At 73.0% G+C, this 16438-nt stretch carries 10 protein-coding genes; 3 read left to right on the top strand and 7 right to left on the bottom strand.

Annotation, left to right across the window (positions count from 1 at the left end):
- Window positions 1-126: 126 nt before the first annotated feature.
- The 4 genes from nrfD to ACIPRD_RS07560 all read right to left on the bottom strand — a co-directional run bounded on the left by nrfD (window position 127) and on the right by ACIPRD_RS07560 (window position 7021).
- Window positions 127-1263 carry an NrfD/PsrC family molybdoenzyme membrane anchor subunit gene (gene nrfD / locus ACIPRD_RS07575; RefSeq protein ID WP_401560882.1) on the bottom strand — a complete coding sequence of 379 codons (1137 nt, stop codon included), beginning with the start codon at window positions 1261-1263 and terminating at the stop codon, window positions 127-129.
- Entirely contained in the window at window positions 1260-2339 is a 1080-nt protein-coding gene (locus ACIPRD_RS07570; protein ID WP_401560879.1) for a 4Fe-4S dicluster domain-containing protein, read from the bottom strand. The genes nrfD and ACIPRD_RS07570 overlap by 4 nt, the downstream gene beginning before the upstream one ends.
- Window positions 2336-5665 carry a formate dehydrogenase gene (gene fdh, locus ACIPRD_RS07565; protein ID WP_401561873.1) on the bottom strand — a complete coding sequence of 1110 codons (3330 nt, stop codon included), beginning with the start codon at window positions 5663-5665 and terminating at the stop codon, window positions 2336-2338. The genes ACIPRD_RS07570 and fdh overlap by 4 nt, the downstream gene beginning before the upstream one ends.
- Window positions 5666-5767: 102 nt before the next feature.
- Entirely contained in the window at window positions 5768-7021 is a 1254-nt protein-coding gene (locus tag ACIPRD_RS07560) for a cysteine desulfurase family protein (RefSeq protein WP_401560877.1), read from the bottom strand.
- Between the two features lie 243 nt (window positions 7022-7264).
- Here ACIPRD_RS07560 and ACIPRD_RS07555 point away from each other — a divergent pair, with 243 nt between their 5' ends.
- The 3 genes from ACIPRD_RS07555 to ACIPRD_RS07545 are packed head-to-tail and all read left to right on the top strand — an operon-like array spanning window position 7265 to window position 10553.
- Window positions 7265-8461, top strand: coding sequence for an acyl-CoA dehydrogenase family protein (locus ACIPRD_RS07555; protein ID WP_401560874.1), 1197 nt, complete (start codon window positions 7265-7267; stop codon window positions 8459-8461).
- Complete coding sequence (locus ACIPRD_RS07550; RefSeq protein WP_401560871.1) at window positions 8461-9315, top strand: phosphate/phosphite/phosphonate ABC transporter substrate-binding protein; 855 nt, start codon at window positions 8461-8463, stop codon at window positions 9313-9315. The genes ACIPRD_RS07555 and ACIPRD_RS07550 overlap by 1 nt, the downstream gene beginning before the upstream one ends.
- Window positions 9312-10553 (top strand): ferritin-like domain-containing protein, encoded by a 1242-nt coding sequence (locus ACIPRD_RS07545; protein ID WP_401560869.1) that lies wholly within the window; start codon window positions 9312-9314, stop codon window positions 10551-10553. Before ACIPRD_RS07550 ends, ACIPRD_RS07545 begins: the two co-directional genes overlap by 4 nt.
- Window positions 10554-10729: 176 nt before the next feature.
- Here ACIPRD_RS07545 and ACIPRD_RS07540 read toward each other — a convergent pair whose 3' ends face one another.
- The 3 genes from ACIPRD_RS07540 to ACIPRD_RS07530 all read right to left on the bottom strand — a co-directional run bounded on the left by ACIPRD_RS07540 (window position 10730) and on the right by ACIPRD_RS07530 (window position 16318).
- The gene (locus ACIPRD_RS07540) at window positions 10730-11530 is read right to left on the bottom strand and encodes an FAD binding domain-containing protein (protein ID WP_401560866.1); all 801 of its coding nucleotides are present in this window, start codon (window positions 11528-11530) and stop codon (window positions 10730-10732) included.
- Between the two features lie 255 nt (window positions 11531-11785).
- A complete protein-coding gene (locus tag ACIPRD_RS07535) occupies window positions 11786-12832 on the bottom strand; it encodes a zinc-binding dehydrogenase (RefSeq protein WP_401560864.1) in 1047 nt (348 codons plus the stop codon).
- A gap of 216 nt (window positions 12833-13048) precedes the next feature.
- On the bottom strand, window positions 13049-16318 hold the full coding sequence (locus ACIPRD_RS07530) for a bifunctional cytochrome P450/NADPH--P450 reductase (RefSeq protein ID WP_401560861.1): 3270 nt from the start codon (window positions 16316-16318) through the stop codon (window positions 13049-13051).
- Between the last annotated feature and the right edge of the window lie 120 nt (window positions 16319-16438).

The raw sequence follows: 16438 nt of genomic DNA, 5'->3' as shown, positions 1-16438 counted from the left end.
GGTGCGGCGCGGCGGTCCGGACGGGCGGGCGCCCGCTTCCCTCCACATCGTACGGCCGGTCTTCACGTCGTTCGGCCGGTCTTCACGTCGTACGGTCTTCCCCTCGGCAGGGGTCCGCCGGGGCTCCTACTCCCCCGGTGCCTTCCCCTGCGTCTCCTGCTCGTCCCCCGCTTCCTGGGCCGCGCGCTCCTCCTGCTCCCTGCGGCGGGCGTCGAGGCGTTCGCGCTGCGGCTTCACCACGTAGATCGGGTCCTTGGTGGACTCCACGCCCGCCTCGAAGGTGCCGAAGCGCTGGAAGCCGCTGCCCGCGAGGAGGGCGAGACCGCCGAGGACGGAGACGATCCGGCTGCGCCCGGCGAGGGTGATCGCGGCGAGGGCGCCGCCGATGGTGAAGTACTCGGACATCTTGCGCAGGTGGTGGGGCTCGCCGTGGGTGTATGTCGAGAGCTCGAAGTCCGGCTTGTGGTCGATGCGCAGCGCCGCCGCGATCTCGATCGCGGCGCCGACGGCGGCGAGCCTGCGGGCCGGTCCCGCCTCCGACACCGGCGAGAACACCATCGCCAGGCCCGCGCCGCTGGCGGCGGCGGAACCGGTGAAGACGAACGGCAGCTCACGGTAGGCCTCGTGCCAGGCGGGCACCGCGGTGTCGGCGAGGAGCACGGCGGTGTACGAGGCGAGGGCGGGGCCGACCGCGGCGGCGGAGATGCCGCTCACCCGGGCCACCCACTTGAGGGTGGTGCCGAGGGCGCCCCGGGTGCGCCAGGACTTCGGCAGGAGTTCGACCAGTCCGGCCAGCGAGCTGCCAGGGCCGAAGGACATGAGGATCCAGGTGCCCATCGACATCGGGGAGGTCGGTTTCGCGACGCGCATCATGTGGTGGAAGCGCAGTGGCCGGCCGAGGTCGCCGATGAGCAGGTAGCTGCTGGCGAGCAGCGCGCCGAAGCTGCCGATGCGGCAGGCCCGGCACAGGGCGGGCCGGCCGGTGAGGTCGGCGCCCACCGACAGCATGACGGTGGCCGCGGAGAGTCCGCCGGTGAGGAGGTAGGCGGGGACCATCCACTCCCACACCGGCGGCTTGAGGACCGGGCGCCCGTAGTACGACTTGAACTCGGCGTCGGGGACCATCAGTTCCTCGGCGCCGCCGTGGCCCTTGCGGCCCTTGCGGTGCCGGCCGCCGTTGCCGTGCGCGGAGAACGTGGCCGTGTGGTCGGCGGCTCCCGGGTGCTGGTGCGGCTCGCGCTGCGCGCCGTCGCCCTTGGTCATCGGCGTCCTCCCTTGAAGAACACGGCGGCGGTCGCGGCCACCATCAGCGCGCCCGCCACTCCGGCGTGCTTCCACATGGACACGACGTCCCTGGTGGTGACGATCGGGTCGGGCGGCAGTCCGTAGACCTCGGGCTCGTCCAGGAGCAGGAAGAAGGCGCCGTCGCCGCCGACGCCGTCATCGGGGTCGCGGCCGTACAGCTGGGCGGAGTCGAAGCCCGCCTCGTGCATCTGCGCCAGGCGGAGGTCCGCCCGCTCCCGCAGTTCGTCGAGCACGCCGAACTGGATGGAGTCGGTCGGGCAGGCCTTGGCGCAGGCCGGCTCCAGGCCGCCCTTGAGCCGGTCGTAGCAGAGCGTGCACTTCCAGGCGCGGCCGTCGTCGGGGCGCCGGTCGATGACGCCGTAGGGGCAGGCGGAGACGCAGTAGCCGCAGCCGTTGCAGATGTCGGGCTGGACGACGACGGTGCCGAACTCGGTGCGGAAGAGCGCGCCGGTGGGGCAGACGTCGAGGCAGCCGGCGTGGGTGCAGTGCTTGCAGACGTCGGAGGACATCAGCCAGCGGAAATCGGTGCGGCTCTCCGCTCCGGACCCGGCGCCGGGCAGGTCGAAGCTGGGGAAGCCCAGGTCGACCGGCTCGGTGCCCAGTTCACCGCCGGCCCGGTGGCCCTCGCGGATCGCGCCGGAGACCGTCTGTGCAGCGGTCGGGGCGCCGGAGGGCCCGGTGGGCAGACCTTCGAGGCCCGCGTCCTGGCTGCCCAGTTTGAGGTCCTGCTCGATGAAGGCGACGTGCCGCCAGGTGCTGGCGCCGAGCGATCCGGTGTTGTCGTAGGACATGCCGAGGAGCTGGAAGCCGTCCGCGGGGACACCGTTCCACTCCTTGCAGGCGACCTCGCAGGCCTTGCAGCCGATGCAGATGGAGGTGTCGGTGAAGAACCCCATCCGCGGCGGGTGGTCCTCGGGGTAGCCGGCGTCGCCGGCCGGGTCGTCGAGCAGGCCGAAGAGGCTGTTGTCGTTGCTCTCCTCCGGCGCCTGCGCGCTCTCGGCGGACTCTGTGCGCTCGGTCTTCTCTGTGGTCATGAGGAACCCTCCGGCCCGGGCGGGGCCGGCGGATGGCCGGTGCCCCGGGGATGCACGTCGGTCCTGCTGGGTGGCGCGTCGGGGTCGACGGTCAGCTCCTGGGTGCCGGTGGCGAGGCTGATCCCGGCACGGCGCCGGTACTCCTCGACGTAGGCCAGGAGTTCGCGGCCGCGGGGGCGACGGCCCGGCTGGATGTCGCAGGTGATCACCTTGCTCTCCTGGATCAGCACGTTGGAGTCGAGGACCAGGCCGATCAGGTCGTTGGTCACGTCGCCCGTGGTGATCCCGAGGTTGCCCCAGTGGATGGGCATCCAGAGCTGGTGCACCGCGCGGCCGTCCATGTGCAGGGGCGCCAGCCGGTCGGTGACGACCACCCTGGCCTCCACCGCGGTCCGGCTGGTGATCACGTGCGCCCAGTCCATGTGGTGCAGGCCCCGCTCGGCGGCCAGCTCCGGGGAGACCTCCACGGTCAGTCCGGGCTGGAGCTCCGAGAGGTAGGGCAGGGTGCGGCTCATCGCGCCGGCCGTGTGGTGCTCGGTGTAGCGGGACGCGGTGAACACGTACGGGAAGGTGTCGCCGAGGGGCTGCGGCGGCGAGGGGTTGTACGGGTTGTAGGTGCGCTTGTAGATCGTCCTGGTCGGGTTGGACTGCTGCCCGTACAGGTGGTTGCGGACCGGCGACTCCTCCGGTTCGTAGTGGGTGGGCAGGGGCCCGTCGACGAGACCGGTCGGCGTGTACAGCGCCGCCTTGCCGTCGCCCATCATGATGAACGCGTCGTCGCCCGCGAGGGCGTCGGGGCCGTGCGCGTCCGGCGCGGGCCGGAAGTCCGGCGGCTTGTGCCGCTGGAAGTCGACGATGTCGTCGCCGGCCCAGGTGTTGTTCTCCTCGTCCCACCACATGAGGGCCTTGCGCGCGCTCCATGGCCTGCCCTGGGGGTCGGCGGAGGCGCGGTTGTAGAGGATCCGCCGGTTCAGCGGCCAGACGAAGGCCCACTCGCCGTCCGAGATCGGGTGCTCGAAGCGGGAGTTGCGGCGGCGGGCGAGGTTGTCCTCACCGGCGTAGACACCGCTGTAGATCCAGCAGCCGCACGCGGTGGTGCCGTCGTTCTTCAGCTGCTCGTAGCTGCTGACCGTGCGTCCGGTGGTCAGGTCGATGCCGTTGATGTGGCGCAGGACGTCCTCGGCCGAGGGCTCGTCGCCGTGCTCCATCTCGTAGTCCCAGAACATGTCCAGGACCGGGCGGTCGCGCTCGTCCTCCGAGGCTGCCAGCTTCTCGCGGACGAGCCGGCCGAGGTGGTAGAAGAACCACAGGTCGGAACGGCGGTCGTCGACGGGTTCGACGGCGACGTCGCGCCACTGCACCATGCGCTGCGTCTGCGTGAACGTGCCGCACTTCTCCACGTGCGAGGCCGCGGGGAAGAAGAACACCTCGGTGGGGCAGGTCTCGCTGGAGATCTCGCCCCGTTCGATCTCCGGGGAGTCCTTCCACACGGTCGCGCTCTCGATCATGGCGAGGTCGCGGACGACCAGCCACTCCAGCTTCGAGATGGCGAGCCGCTGCAACTGCCCGTGCGCGGAGCCGACCGCGGGGTTCTGGCCCATCAGGAAGTACCCGTAGACCTTGCCCGCAAGCATGTCCATGGCGGTGGCGTAGGTGGCGTGGTCACCGTCGATGCGTGGCAGGTAGTCGTAGCAGAAGTCGTTCTCCGCGGTGGCCTTGTCGCCCCAGTACTCCTTGAGCAGGGAGACCATGTAGGCGTCGGCGTTCCACCAGTAGCCCTTGCGGTAGACGCGGCGGACGTCGTCCACGAACCGTTCCAGGGTGTGGTGGGTGACGTTCGGCATCGGCATGTAGCCGGGGAGCAGGTTGTACAGGGTCGGGATGTCGGTCGAGCCCTGGATGCTCGCGTGGCCGCGCAGGGCGAAGATGCCGCTGCCCGGGCGCCCGAGGTTGCCGAGCAGCATCTGCACGATGGAGCCGGCCCGGATGTACTGCGCGCCGACGGTGTGCTGCGTCCAGCCGACGCTGTAGACGAGCGCGGTGGTGCGCTCCCGGCCGGAGTTCTCGGTCCAGGCGCGGCAGACGTCGAGGAACTGCCGCTGGGTGATGCCGCAGACCCTCTCGACCATCTCCGGGGTGTACCGGGAGTAGTGCCGCTTGAGCACCTGGAGCACACAGCGCGGGTGCGTCATGGTGGGGTCGGTCGCGATCGTGCCGGCCGGTGCGGGGGGCGACTCGTGATCGCCGCCGGCCTCGGCGGGGGTCGCGGAGATGAGCGTGCTGCCCTGCCGCCCGTCGGCGCCCTGCTCGACGACCTCGTACGCCCAGCTGGAGGTGTCGTAGCTGCCGGTCTCCGGGTTGTAGCCGCTGAACAGGCCGTCCAGGTCCTCGGTGTCCCGGTAGTTCTCGTTCACCATGAAGGTGGCGTTGGTGTACGCCTTCACGTACTCCTCGAACTGCAGGTTGTTGGAGAGGATGTAGTTGACCACTCCGCCGAGGAACGCGATGTCGCTGCCCACCCTGATGCGCACGTGCTGGCTGGAGTGCGCGCTGGTGCGCGTGAAGCGGGGATCGATGTGGATGATCTTCGTCCCCTTGACCTTGGCCTCGGTGACCCACTGGAAGGCCACGGGATGGGCCTCGGCCATGTTCGAGCCCATGATGATGATGCAGTCCGAGTTGGTGAGATCCTCCGGGTAGTTGGTTGCGCCGCCACGTCCGACCGAGGTTCCCAGACCGGGAACGGTTGCGGAGTGTCAAATACGGGCCTGGTTCTCGATCTGGATAGCGCCGAGCGCGGTGAACAACTTCTTGATCAGATAGTTTTCCTCGTTGTCCAGCGCGGCGCCGCCGAGCCCGGCGAAGCCGAGGGTGCGGCGCAGGACCCTGCCCTGCTCGTCGGTGTCCTGCCAGCCCCGGCGCCGGGCGTCGAGCACCCGGTCCGCGACCATGTCCATGGCCGTGTCCATGTCCATGCGCTGCCACTCGGTGCCGAACGGCGGACGGTAGAGGACGTAGTTCTCCCGCTGCGGCCCGGTGACGAGCTGCTTGCTGCACGATCCCTTGGGGCACAGGCGTCCGCGGTTGACCGGGCTGTTCGGGTTGCCCTCGATCTGGATGACCTTCTCGTCCTTCACGTAGACGTTCTGCGAACAGCCCACCGCGCAGTAGGGGCACACCGAGTGCACGACTCTGTCGGCCTCCTCGTTGCGCGGCCTGAGCGTTCTCGACCTCTTCGACTGGACGGCCAGGCCGCGGCCCAGCCGGTCGGCCCCGGTGATCTGCCGGTAGATCGGCCACATGTCCAGCAGTCGCTTCACACCGATCCTGACGCCCATCTGCCCGCTCCGTTCACGCAGGGGCCCCCACCTTCTCCCGACGCTACCGGCTCGCAGACGCGCCGCAACCCGGGACCGCGGTGCCGCAGATCAGAGGCCGGCGGCCCGCCCCGCGCCCGACGGGACCGGGGCGGGCGCGAGCGCGGCGCCGATGAGCGCGCGGGCCGCCCGGTCCACGTCCGCGGCGGTCGTCCAGCGGCCGAGCGACAGGCGTACGGCGGCCAGCGCCCGGGTGTCGTCCAGGCCCATCGCGCTCAGCACGGGCGACGGCGCGGTGGTCCCGCTGTGGCACGCCGAGCCGGTGGAGGCGGCGACGCCGGGCGCCGCGTCCAGCAGTGCTTGTCCGGTGACGCCGTCGATGCTGACGTTGAGGGTGTTGGGCAGCCGGCGGTCGCAGCCGTTGAGGTGCACCCGCCCGGGAAGCGCCTCGGTGAGCCGCCGGTGCAGGCGGTCGCGCAGTTCCCCGACCCGCCGCGCGCCACCGCCGGCGAGGTCCTCGGCGGCGAGTACGGCGGCGGTCCCGAGGGCCACGGCGAGGGCGACGTTCTCGGTGCCCGCGCGCAGCCCGCCCTCCTGGCCCCCGCCGTACACCAGGGGTTCGAGACGGACACCGGCGCGGACGAGGAGCGCGGCGACGCCTTTCGGGGCGTACATCTTGTGGCCCACCAGGGTCAGCAGGTCCGCGCCGAGCGCCCGCGCGTCCAGCGGGATCTTGCCGGCCGCCTGGGCGGCGTCGCAGTGGAACAGCGCGCCGTGGTCGTGGGCGAGCCGGGCGAGGCCGGCGACCGGCTGGAGGGTGCCGGTCTCGTTGTTGGCGGCCATGACCGAGACCACGGCCGTGCGGTCGTCCAGTGCCGCGGCCAGGTCGGCGGGATCGACCAGGCCCCTTCGGTCGACCGGCAGACAGATCACCTCCGCGCCGTGCAGACGGTGCAGCGCGCGGCACGTCTCCAGGACGGCGGGGTGCTCGGTGGCCTGGGTGATCACGCGCCGCCGCCCGTCCGCGGCGAGCAGGGCGCCGCGCAGCGCGAGGTTGTTCGCCTCGGAACCGGAGCCGGTGAAGACGATCTGATCCGAGCCGTCGGGACCTTCGGGGCCGGCCGCATCGTCCGTGGCGTCCGGCTCGCGTGTGCCGAGGCCGAGGAGCGCGGCGACCTGCCGGCGGGCCCGGGCGAGCGCCGCCCGCGGGGCCGTGCCGTAGGCGTGTGCGCTGGACGGATTGCCGAAGCCGCTCGTCAGGAAGGGCAGCATCGCCTTCACCACCCGGGGGTCGACCGGGGTGGTGGCGTTGTGATCCAGGTACACGGGATCGCCGTCCCTGAGCGGACTCGCCGGAACGTGCATGGGACGCACCCTTCTTCGCGGTCGATTTGGTGCGTGATGAATCGAGACGCTATGTCAGTGTTCACACGCTTTCGAACCCAGTCTTCGCGTGCCTTCGCGACAGGGGCGGAAGGACACCGCGGGAGCAAACACCATTCGTCTGATCTTCACTCCTTTGCCGCAATGGCGCGCGCTTCTCCCGCTCTGCGAATCGGAGTGCTTCACTGGTCCCAAGGTGGCATTCAAGAACCGATACAGGGGTTGATGGTGGCATTCAAGAACCCGTCCGGATCCGGTGACGACCGCGCTCAGGCTTCCGTGCTGGACTCCCCCGCTCTGCTGACCGCGGCGCTCGACGCCGTGGTCGACGAAGTCGCCGGACCGCTCGCCGACGAGGTGGACCGCGCGGGGCGCTTCCCCCGCGAGGGCGTCCGCGCGCTGGGCGACGTGGGCCTGCTCGGCCTGCTCAGCTCGGCGGACAGCGGCGGCTCCGGCGCGGGACTGCGCGAGGCCGCCCAGGTGATCGAACGGCTCGCGGGCGCGTGCGGGTCGACGGCCATGGTGCTGCTCATGCACTACTCGGCCGTGACCGTCCTCGACCGCTTCGCGCCCGAGGAGGTGCGCCGCGACATCGCCGCGGGCCGTCACCTGAGCACGCTGGCGTTCTCCGAGCGGGGTTCCCGCAGCCACTTCTGGGCCCCGGTGGGCACCGCGACCCCGGACGGGGCGGACGCGGTACGCCTCGACGCGCAGAAGTCGTGGGTCACCTCGGCCGGCGAGGCCGACAGCTACGTGTGGTCGAGCAAGCCGCTGCGGGCGGACGGCGTGATGTCGCTGTGGCTGGTCTCCGGCGGCGGCACCGGACTGGAGGTACGGGGCGACTACGACGGGTTCGGGCTGCGCGGCAACGCCTCCAGCCCGATGACCGCGAAGGCCGTGCAGGTCTCCCCGGGCGCTCTGCTGGGCACCGACGGGGAGGGCCTGACCACCGCCCTCGAAGTGGTGCTGCCGGCCTTCCTGGTGCTGAGCGCCGCGTTCTCGCTCGGCGTGACCGAGGCGCTGCTCGGCCTCACCGCCGCCCACCTGCGCGACACCCGGCTGGAGCACCTGGACCAGACGCTGGCCCAGCAGCCGATCGCCCGCAACCACTTCGCCGCCCTGCGGCTCCGCGCCGACGCGCTGCGCGCCATGCTGGAGGACACCCTGCGCGCGATGGAGACCGGCCGGCCGGACGCCACGCTGCGCGTGCTCCAGATCAAGGCCCTCGCGGCGGAGACCGCGGCCGAGGTGGCGGACGGGGCGATGCGGCTGTGCGGCGGCTCGGCCTTCCGCCGCGACACAGGGGTCGAGCGGCGTTTCCGTGACGCGCTCGCCGCGCGCGTGATGGCCCCGACCACCGAGGCACTCAACGACTTCTGCGGCCGGGTGCAGCTCGGCCTGCCGCTCTTCGAGGAGGCCTGATGACGGAGCTGGTCCTCGGGGCCGTCGCGTACGACCCGAAGGTCGTGACCATCTGGTCGGGCTTCCGCTCCTGGCTGCGCGACCAAGGCATGCCCTTCGACTTCGTGCTCTACGCCCACTACGAGCGACAGGCCGAGGACCTGGTGGAGGGGCGGATCGACGCAGCCTGGCACTCGCCGCTGGCGTGGCTGCGCACCCGCAGGCTCGCCGATGCCGCCGGGGTGGAGGTACGGCCGCTCGTCATGCGGGACACCGACCGCGACCTGACCTCGGTGGTCGTCGTCCGCTCCGACGACGGGATCCGCTCGCCGGCCGACCTCAAGAACCGGACGGTGGCGGTCGGCGCGGTCGACTCCCCGCAGTCGACGCTCATCCCGCTGCGGCACCTCGCCGACCTGGGCCTCGTCGCGGGCACCGACTTCGAGGTGCTGCGCCACGACACCGGGGTGGGTCTGCACGGGGACCACATCGGCGGCGAACGGGACGCGGCCCGGGCGCTGATGGCGGGCGAGGCGGCGGCCGCGTGCATGATCGACTCCAACCACCTGCTGTTCGGGCAGGAGGGCATCCTGCCGCCCGGCGGCACCCGGCTGCTGGCCCGCACCGCTCCCTTCGACCACTGCGTGCTGGCCTCGGGTCCTTCCCTGGACGCGGACCTGGCCGAGCGGTTCACGCGGGCACTGCTGTCCATGTCGTATGACGATCCGGAGGTCCGGCATCTGCTGGACCTGGAGGGGCTCACCCGGTGGATGCCGGGGCGGGAGACCGGCTTCGGGCAGCTGACCGCGGCCGTCGACGCCACCGGCTTCTACGACGCGGGCGGCCGGATCACCGCCGAGGACTACCGGCCATGACCTCGGGCGCGGCTCCGGGGTCCGGCGGGGCTCCGGCCTCCGGCGGGGTCCCGGTCGATCTCGGCGTGCTGAGCTTCGAGCAGGGCGCGCACCTGCTCCTGGACCGCGCCCTGCGGCAGGCGCCGCCCGGGACCCGTGTCGAGGTGCTCGGCACGGACCCGGCGCTCCTGCCGCACCTGGCCGCCTGGTGCCGCCACGAGGGGCACGAGCTGCGGGCCGCGGACCCCGGGGAGGCGCCGGTGGTCGCGCGCGTACGGGCGGGCCCCTTCACGGGCGCCCGCCTGCACGGCGCGGAACGCGCCGGCGGCCCCGGGGCCGCGCAGACGGCCGGCCGGGCCCCGCTGCACTGGGGGCTGGCGGCCCGCGGGGCGCTGGTGGAGGCGGGCGGTCCCGACGTGCCGTTCGCGGTGGTGGACCGGGACATCGCGTGGACGGATCTGGCACCGCGTCTGTACCGGCAGGCGGCCGCCGCGCAGTGGGACCCGGAGGCGGCGGTGGACTGGGACGCCGATTTCGCCCTGCCGGACGAGGTGGAGACCGCCGTCGTCCAGGTCATGACCTATCTGGTGGAGAACGAGCAGGCCGCTCTGGTGATCCCGGGGCGGCTGCTGGTGCAGGTGCACCCGCATTTCCGCGAGGTGCTCCAGCTGCTCGCGGTGCAGGCCGCCGACGAGGCGCGGCACGTGGAGGTCTTCACCCGGCGGGCGCTGCTGCGCGGCGGGGAGATGGGGACCTCCTCGGTCGGCGGCCGGGCGTCGCTGGCGACACTGCTGACCGAGCCGGACTTCTCCATCGCCTCGTTCCTGCTGTCGGTGCTGGGCGAGGGGAGCTTCCTGAACCTGCTGTCCTTCCTCGAACGGCACGCCCCCGACCCGGTCACCCGGCGCATCAGCCATCTCGTACGGCAGGACGAGGCGCGCCATGTCGCGTTCGGGGTCGGGCATCTGGAGCACCGGGCGGGCGTCGACCCCGCGCTGCGCGGCCGGCTGCGGGCCGCGGTGGAACGGCGGCACGACGCGCTCGTCGGCACGGCCGGCCTCAACCGGGACGTCTTCGACGCCCTGGTGCTGCTGGCCGCCGGATCCTGGGAGCCTCAGGCGATCGCGCGCGGCTGGGAGGCCGTGCGGCGGCTCCAGGCGGACATGGACGAGGGGCGCCGTCACCGGCTCTCGCGCCTGGGCTTCCCCGACGACGAGGCCGCCGAACTGTCCGCGCTGCACACGCGCAACTTCATGTGAGCAGCGCTTGATCCGTCGGCGGACGCGAGCTGGTGGCACCGGCCCGGCCGCCACCGGCGGGCCGCTCTGGTCGGACTGCCACGCCGGTGAGCACGGGCTGGTGAGCACGAACCGGTGAGATCGGGCCGGTGAGATCGGGCCGGTCGAGGGACGCCGGGGCGTCGCCTCGGCCGGGTTCACCCTTGGCCGCGTCCCTCCAGCAGGCCGGTGACCTGGGTGCGGACGATCTCCCACGCGGTGGGCGGGAGGTCGCCGAGGGCTGTGTCGCGCAATGCGTGCAGGGCCTGTTCGGGGTCGCCGCCGGCGCCTCGGGCGGTGTCGCCGCTGAGGACGTCGTAGCCGTCGCGCACGGCGACGCGGACGAGCCGGCCGGTGCCGTCCCCGCCGCCGTCCGCGGGTGCGGGGATGTCCCCGCCGTCCCCGCCGTTCGCGGGTGCGGCGCCGTTCCCGCCGCCCGTGTGCAGGGCCGAGGCGACGACCAGCGGCGGGGGTCCGCCCGCGTCGGCGGGGAGTTTGCGGTAGGCGCACGCGAGGGGCTCGCGCCAGTCGATGCTGAGCAGGAGGGGGCGCTTGGCCACGACCTCCGCGAGGTCCGTCTCGTGGACGCCGTCCGCCTCCAGCACGGTCGCCCTGCCGCCCAGGACGAGAGCGGCGGGCAGCAGGCAGCGCAGCGTACTGCCGACGAGGTTGCCGCCGACCGTCGCGGTCCGGCGCACGGCGCCGGTGCCGACCGTGGACGCCGCCTGGCGGAGGACGTCCGGTACCCGCTCGTCGACCCGGTGCAGGACCACCGCGGCACCGAGCGTCCCGCGGCCGATGACGTTGGCCTCCGGTACGTCGCGCAGGGACATGGCCAGTTCGGGGAAGCCGTCGCGCTGCCAGGTCGCCCAGACGAGTGTCGCCCCGCCGATCGGCACGGCCCCTTCGGCGAGACATGCCTGTGCTTCGGATAGGGACGTGGGGAGACGCAAGAGCACGGCGGTGGACCTGCCTTCCTCGGATGCGGGCACGGGCGAGGGCACGGGAACGGGAACGGCGACTGCGGCCGTGCTGACGGCCGGCAGGGCACAGTCTTCTCGTACGGGCCCCCCGTGTACAGGGCTCGAACGGCCGTGCCGTGCGCCCCCGTTGAGGACGCGGGCGGACAGCGGTGAGGGCCGGGCGCCCGCGCCCGGCCCCCGGTGGACCGTCCTGCTCGGGGCCGGCCTCCTCGGGGTGGCCGGCCCCGCCCGTCAGGGGACGAGCACCAGCCGGATCGGATCACCGACCTTGTTCTCCAGCCGGTGCACCGCCTCCGCGGCGTCGGCCAGCGGGATGTGGTCGCTGATGGAGGGGGCCAGGTCGAGACGCCCGACGGAGGCCAGCCTGATCAGCTGCTCGACGTGCTCGGGGGTGGAACCGTAGTGGCCCCGGATCTGGTTCCGGTTCCAGCTGAACCGGGTGCCGCCGGTGAGGGTGAGCGGCTGCGGGGTGAGCCCCGCCAGGACCATGATCCCGCCCCGGGCGAGGACGGTCGCCGCCTGTTCGCGTACGGCCGGCACACCCGCGAAGTCGAAGGCGGCGTCCAGGCCGCGGCCCTCGGTGAGCCGCAGCACGGTCTCGGCGAACGCGGCGTCGCCCGGGTCCAGCGCGAAGTCGGCGCCGAACGCGAGGGCGCGCTCCCGGGCACCGGGCAGCGGGTCCACGGCGATCACCGGCGCGGCGCCGGCCAGCCGGGCGAGCTGGATGCCGTGGGCCCCGAGGCCGCCCGCGCCCCAGATGCCGACGGCCTGCGCGGGGCGGACCTCGCCGGTGGCGACGATGGCGGCGTAGGGGGTGGAGACCGCGTCCGGGATGATCGCGGCCTGGTCGAAGGGCAGATGGTCGGGGATCGGGGCGAGGGTGTCCTCACGGGCGAGCGTGTACTGGGCCCAGCCGCCGTCGTAGTCGACGCCCCGGGTACGGGAGTTGAGGCACGGGGTGCGGCGGCGACGGCAGTTGGCGCAGGCGCCGCAGCTCTGCCCGGCCTGGAGCGCCACCCGCGTGCCGGTCGTCCAGTCGCCGAGGAGGCCGGGGCCGAGGGTGTGGATCACTCCGGCGACCTCGTGTCCGAGGGTGAGGTCCTCGGCGGCCCCGAACGGCTTCAGACTGCCGTCGATCAGATGCACGTCGGACAGGCACACTCCGGCGGCCTTGACCTCGACCAGCACCTCACCCGGCCCGGGAACGGGCACGGGGACGTCTTCGACACGGAACGTTCCACTGGGCACGTGCAGACGCCCGGCGAGCATGGTTTCCATGGGGGTGGGACCTCCTGGGGGGTGTACGGGTTTCCTGGGATCTGCGGGTTTCCGGGGATGCAGGAGTTCGTGATGTACGGGTTCTTGATGTACGGGTCACGGGCCAGGCGGGTTCCCGGCCAGGTGGGTTTCCGGCCGGGCGAGTACGTGGTCGCCCGGGTGCACGGGTACGTGGCCGCGCGGGTGCAGGGGCGCAGGGGCGCAGGGGTGCACGGTTCAGCTCGCGGTGTAGACGTCCTCTATGTAGCGGCCCTCCGCGACCAGCGAGTCGAGCCACGCGGTGGCGTCGGCGGTGTCGGCGCCGGGGGTGCGCTCGGCGTAGAGGGTGCGGAAGGCGTCGCGTACGCCCGGGGCCATCCGGCCGCCGTCACCGCAGACGTAGACCTTCGCGCCGTCGCCGAGCAGGGTCCACACCTCGTCCGCCTCGGCGGCGATGCGGTGCTGGACGAACAGGTGACCGTCCACGGGCGCCTCGCTGAAGGCCGGCCGCATCCGGACCGCGCCGGCCAGTTCGGCGGCGCGCAGCTCCTCGCCGTGCAGGTAGTCGGCGCCGGGGGCGTCGCAGCCGAAGTAGCACAGCGCCGGGGCGAGGCGGGTGCCGTTCACGGCGAGGGCGAGCCGGTCGGCGACGGCGCCGCGGAAGGGGGCGAGGCCGGTGCCGGCCGCGACCATGATGACCGGGGTCCCGGCGGTGTGGTCGATCCGGAAGACCTCCCGGCACGGCTGGATCCTGGCGTACACGGTGTCTCCGGCCCGCACGTCGTTCAGGTATCCCGAGCCGGTGCCGCGGAAGGTGCCGCGGCCCGAGCGCGCGGGGGCCTGGAGGAGGGAGACCATCAGGTCGACGTGGCGGGGGTCGCCCGCGGGCGAGGAGGAGACCGAGTAGTGGCGCGGGCGGATCGGCGGCAGCAGGTCCAGCAGCACGGGCCAGGTCAGGAACTCGCCGAGGGCGGGGTTGTCCTCGATGACGTCGAGGAGGCCGCGGTGGTCGGCGGCGCGGGCCTCGTCGTCCTCGGCCAGGGCAGCCAGGGCCTTGCGCTCGGGCGGGCACGGGTCGAGCCCGGCGAGAACGGCCAGCTGCGCGGCGGTCGGGCGGTCCTGGAGTTCGACGTACCGGGTGAGCAGTTCACGCACGGTGACCGGGCGGTCGACGGCGATGCCGTCGCGGCGCGGGCGGGCGGACGCGATGCTGAGGACGGTGTCCGGGTCCACCCGCAGGACACGGACGGCGCGGTCGACGAGGTCCGGGTCGTTGGCCGGGAGCACGGTGAAGTGGTCCGCGGTGCGGTAGGTCAGGCCGTCGGGCAGGGCGAGCCGGACGAAGCGCTTGGCGCGCGGGTGGTCCGGTCCGGTGAGGCTGCCGGTCTCGGTGACGGTCATCGGCGTCATGCCGTGACGGGCGGCGAGGGCGGACAGCGGGTCGCCGGTGACCTCGGTGACGGTGTAGGCGGGGGCTCCGGATTCCGGCGCGGCGGGGGCGCCGGCCGTGGCGGGGTCGCCGTACCGCTCCAGGAGGGTGGTGCGCAGGGTGGCGGTGAACGCCTCGACCGCGCCCGTCAGGTCGCCCGCCGCGTCGCCCTCGGCACGCGGGGTCAGCCGGGTGCCGCCGAGGGCGGCGAGCCGGTCGTCGACGAGGGTGGGGACGCGCTGGTAGGTGGCCGACCAGTTGCGGTCGCCGACGCCTAGGACGGCGTAGGTGACCCCGTCCGCGGCGCCGGGCGCGGCGGTCTCCAGCCACTCGACGAAGGCGGCCGCGTCGTCCGTGGGCCGGCCGTTGTAGGAGGCGGCGACGATGACGACAGGGCGGTCGGTGGGCAGGGCGCGGGTGTGGGCGTCGAGCGGGGCCACGGCGGTGTCGCAGCCGATCTCCGTGGCGGCGTCGGCCAGTTGGGCGGCGAAGTCGCGGCAGGTGCCGTAGTTCGAGCCGTGCAGCAGCAGGAGTCCGGTGTCCTGCCGGACCCGGGCGGGCAGCGCGGCGCCGCCGGCCGGGGCCGTGCCAGCGGGGGCGACGGCGGACGCGGTCAGCGCGGCGCGGTCGGCCGTGGTGCGGTCGGCCGTGGTGCGGTCGGCCGTGGTGCGGTCGGCCGTGGTGCGGTCGGCCGTGGTGCGCGGGGCGAGGGTGAGGGTGAAGCCCTCGGGCTTGATGGTGAGCGCCTGCTTGAGGTGCATCCGGTAGTCGGCGTGGTCGAGCAGCCGGTAGCGGTGGACCAGCATGGCGAGCAGCATGGTGGCCTCGTGCAGCGCGAACTGCCTGCCGATGCAGGCGCGTTCGCCGGTGCCGAACGGCTTGAAGGCGTGCGGGGAGCGGGCCGCCTCCGCTTCGGGGGTGAAGCGGTCGGGGTCGAACAGCTCGGGGTTGTCGCCCCAGGCCGGGTCGCGGTGCAGCATGGGGGTGATCACCGCGGCCCACTGTCCGGCGCGCATCGGGATGCCGCCGAGGACGGTGTCGTGGCGGGCCTGCCGGGAGAAACCGGGGGCGGGCGGGAACATCCGGAGCGTCTCGTTGAGCACCTGGCGGGTGTACCGCAGGCGGCCGATGTCCTCGAAGGCGGGCTCCACGTCCGCCCGGTCGCCCCAGAGCCCGTCCACCTCGCGCTGCACCAGGCGGAGCGCGGCGGGGTTCTTGACCAGGTTGTACAGGGCGAAGGACATCGTGCCGGAGGTGGTCTCGTGCCCGGCGATGAGGAAGGTGATGACCTGGTCGCGGATGTTCGCGAGGTCGAGGGTGGCGCCGTCGGAGGGGTGGGTCGCGGTGAGCATCAGGCCGAGCAGGTCGTCGTGCTCGGGGGCCGGTGCGCCCGGGGCGGTGCGCGCGGCGATGACCTCGTCCACCACCGACGCCAGGTAGGCCGCGTCCGCGCGGAACGCCGCGTCGGTCTCGGTGTGGTCCAGGCCCGGCGGGCGGCTGAGCCGGGTCATCGACCAGTGCAGGGCGCGGACGAGGGCTTCGACGAAGGGGTGCGGTTCGGTGCGGCCGAAGGAGCCGAAGTCGAAGCCGAACCCGGCCAGTCCGATGGTGTCCAGGGTCATCCTGGTCATGTCGTCGGGCACGTCGACCGGGAGGCCGGCCGCGCTGCGGACGTCCCAGGCCTCGATGAGCCGCCGGGCCACCTTCAGCATCACCGGGTGGTAGGTGCGCATCGAGCCGAGCGCGAAGGCGGGCATCAGGATGTCGTGCGCCTTGGCCCAGTTCGGCTCGTCGTTGTACGCGGTGAACAGGCCGTCGTGGGTGAACTCGCGCACGTTCTCCAGCGCCGGTCCGACGGCCTTGGCGAAGCGCTGTTCGTCGGACAGCTCGGTGACCAGGTCCAGGCCGCTGACGAAGAGGGTGTCCTGGCCGTGCTGGCGCTGGACGAAGGCCGGGCCGTGGCGCCGGGCCAGTTCCATGGTCCTCAGGACCGGCGTGGCGGTCGGGGCGGCGGACACGTCGACGACGGGAACGCCACCCGTGCTTTCGGGCTGCGGGGGGAGCAGGGTCGCGGACATCGGGGCGAACCGCCTTCCGTTCGGGAGGTACCGGGGCGGCTCACGGGAGCGTCTCCGGCGGTCTTCTCCACGGTCACCCCTCCCGGGCACCCGTCCGGCGTCCGCTCCTCCATAATTGTG

This window comes from Streptomyces sp. NPDC090108, assembly GCF_044747185.1.
GTDB lineage: Bacteria > Actinomycetota > Actinomycetes > Streptomycetales > Streptomycetaceae > Streptomyces.
The sequence above is the reverse complement of the archived record's forward strand: the minus strand, read 5'-3'. Positions and strand labels throughout refer to the sequence as shown.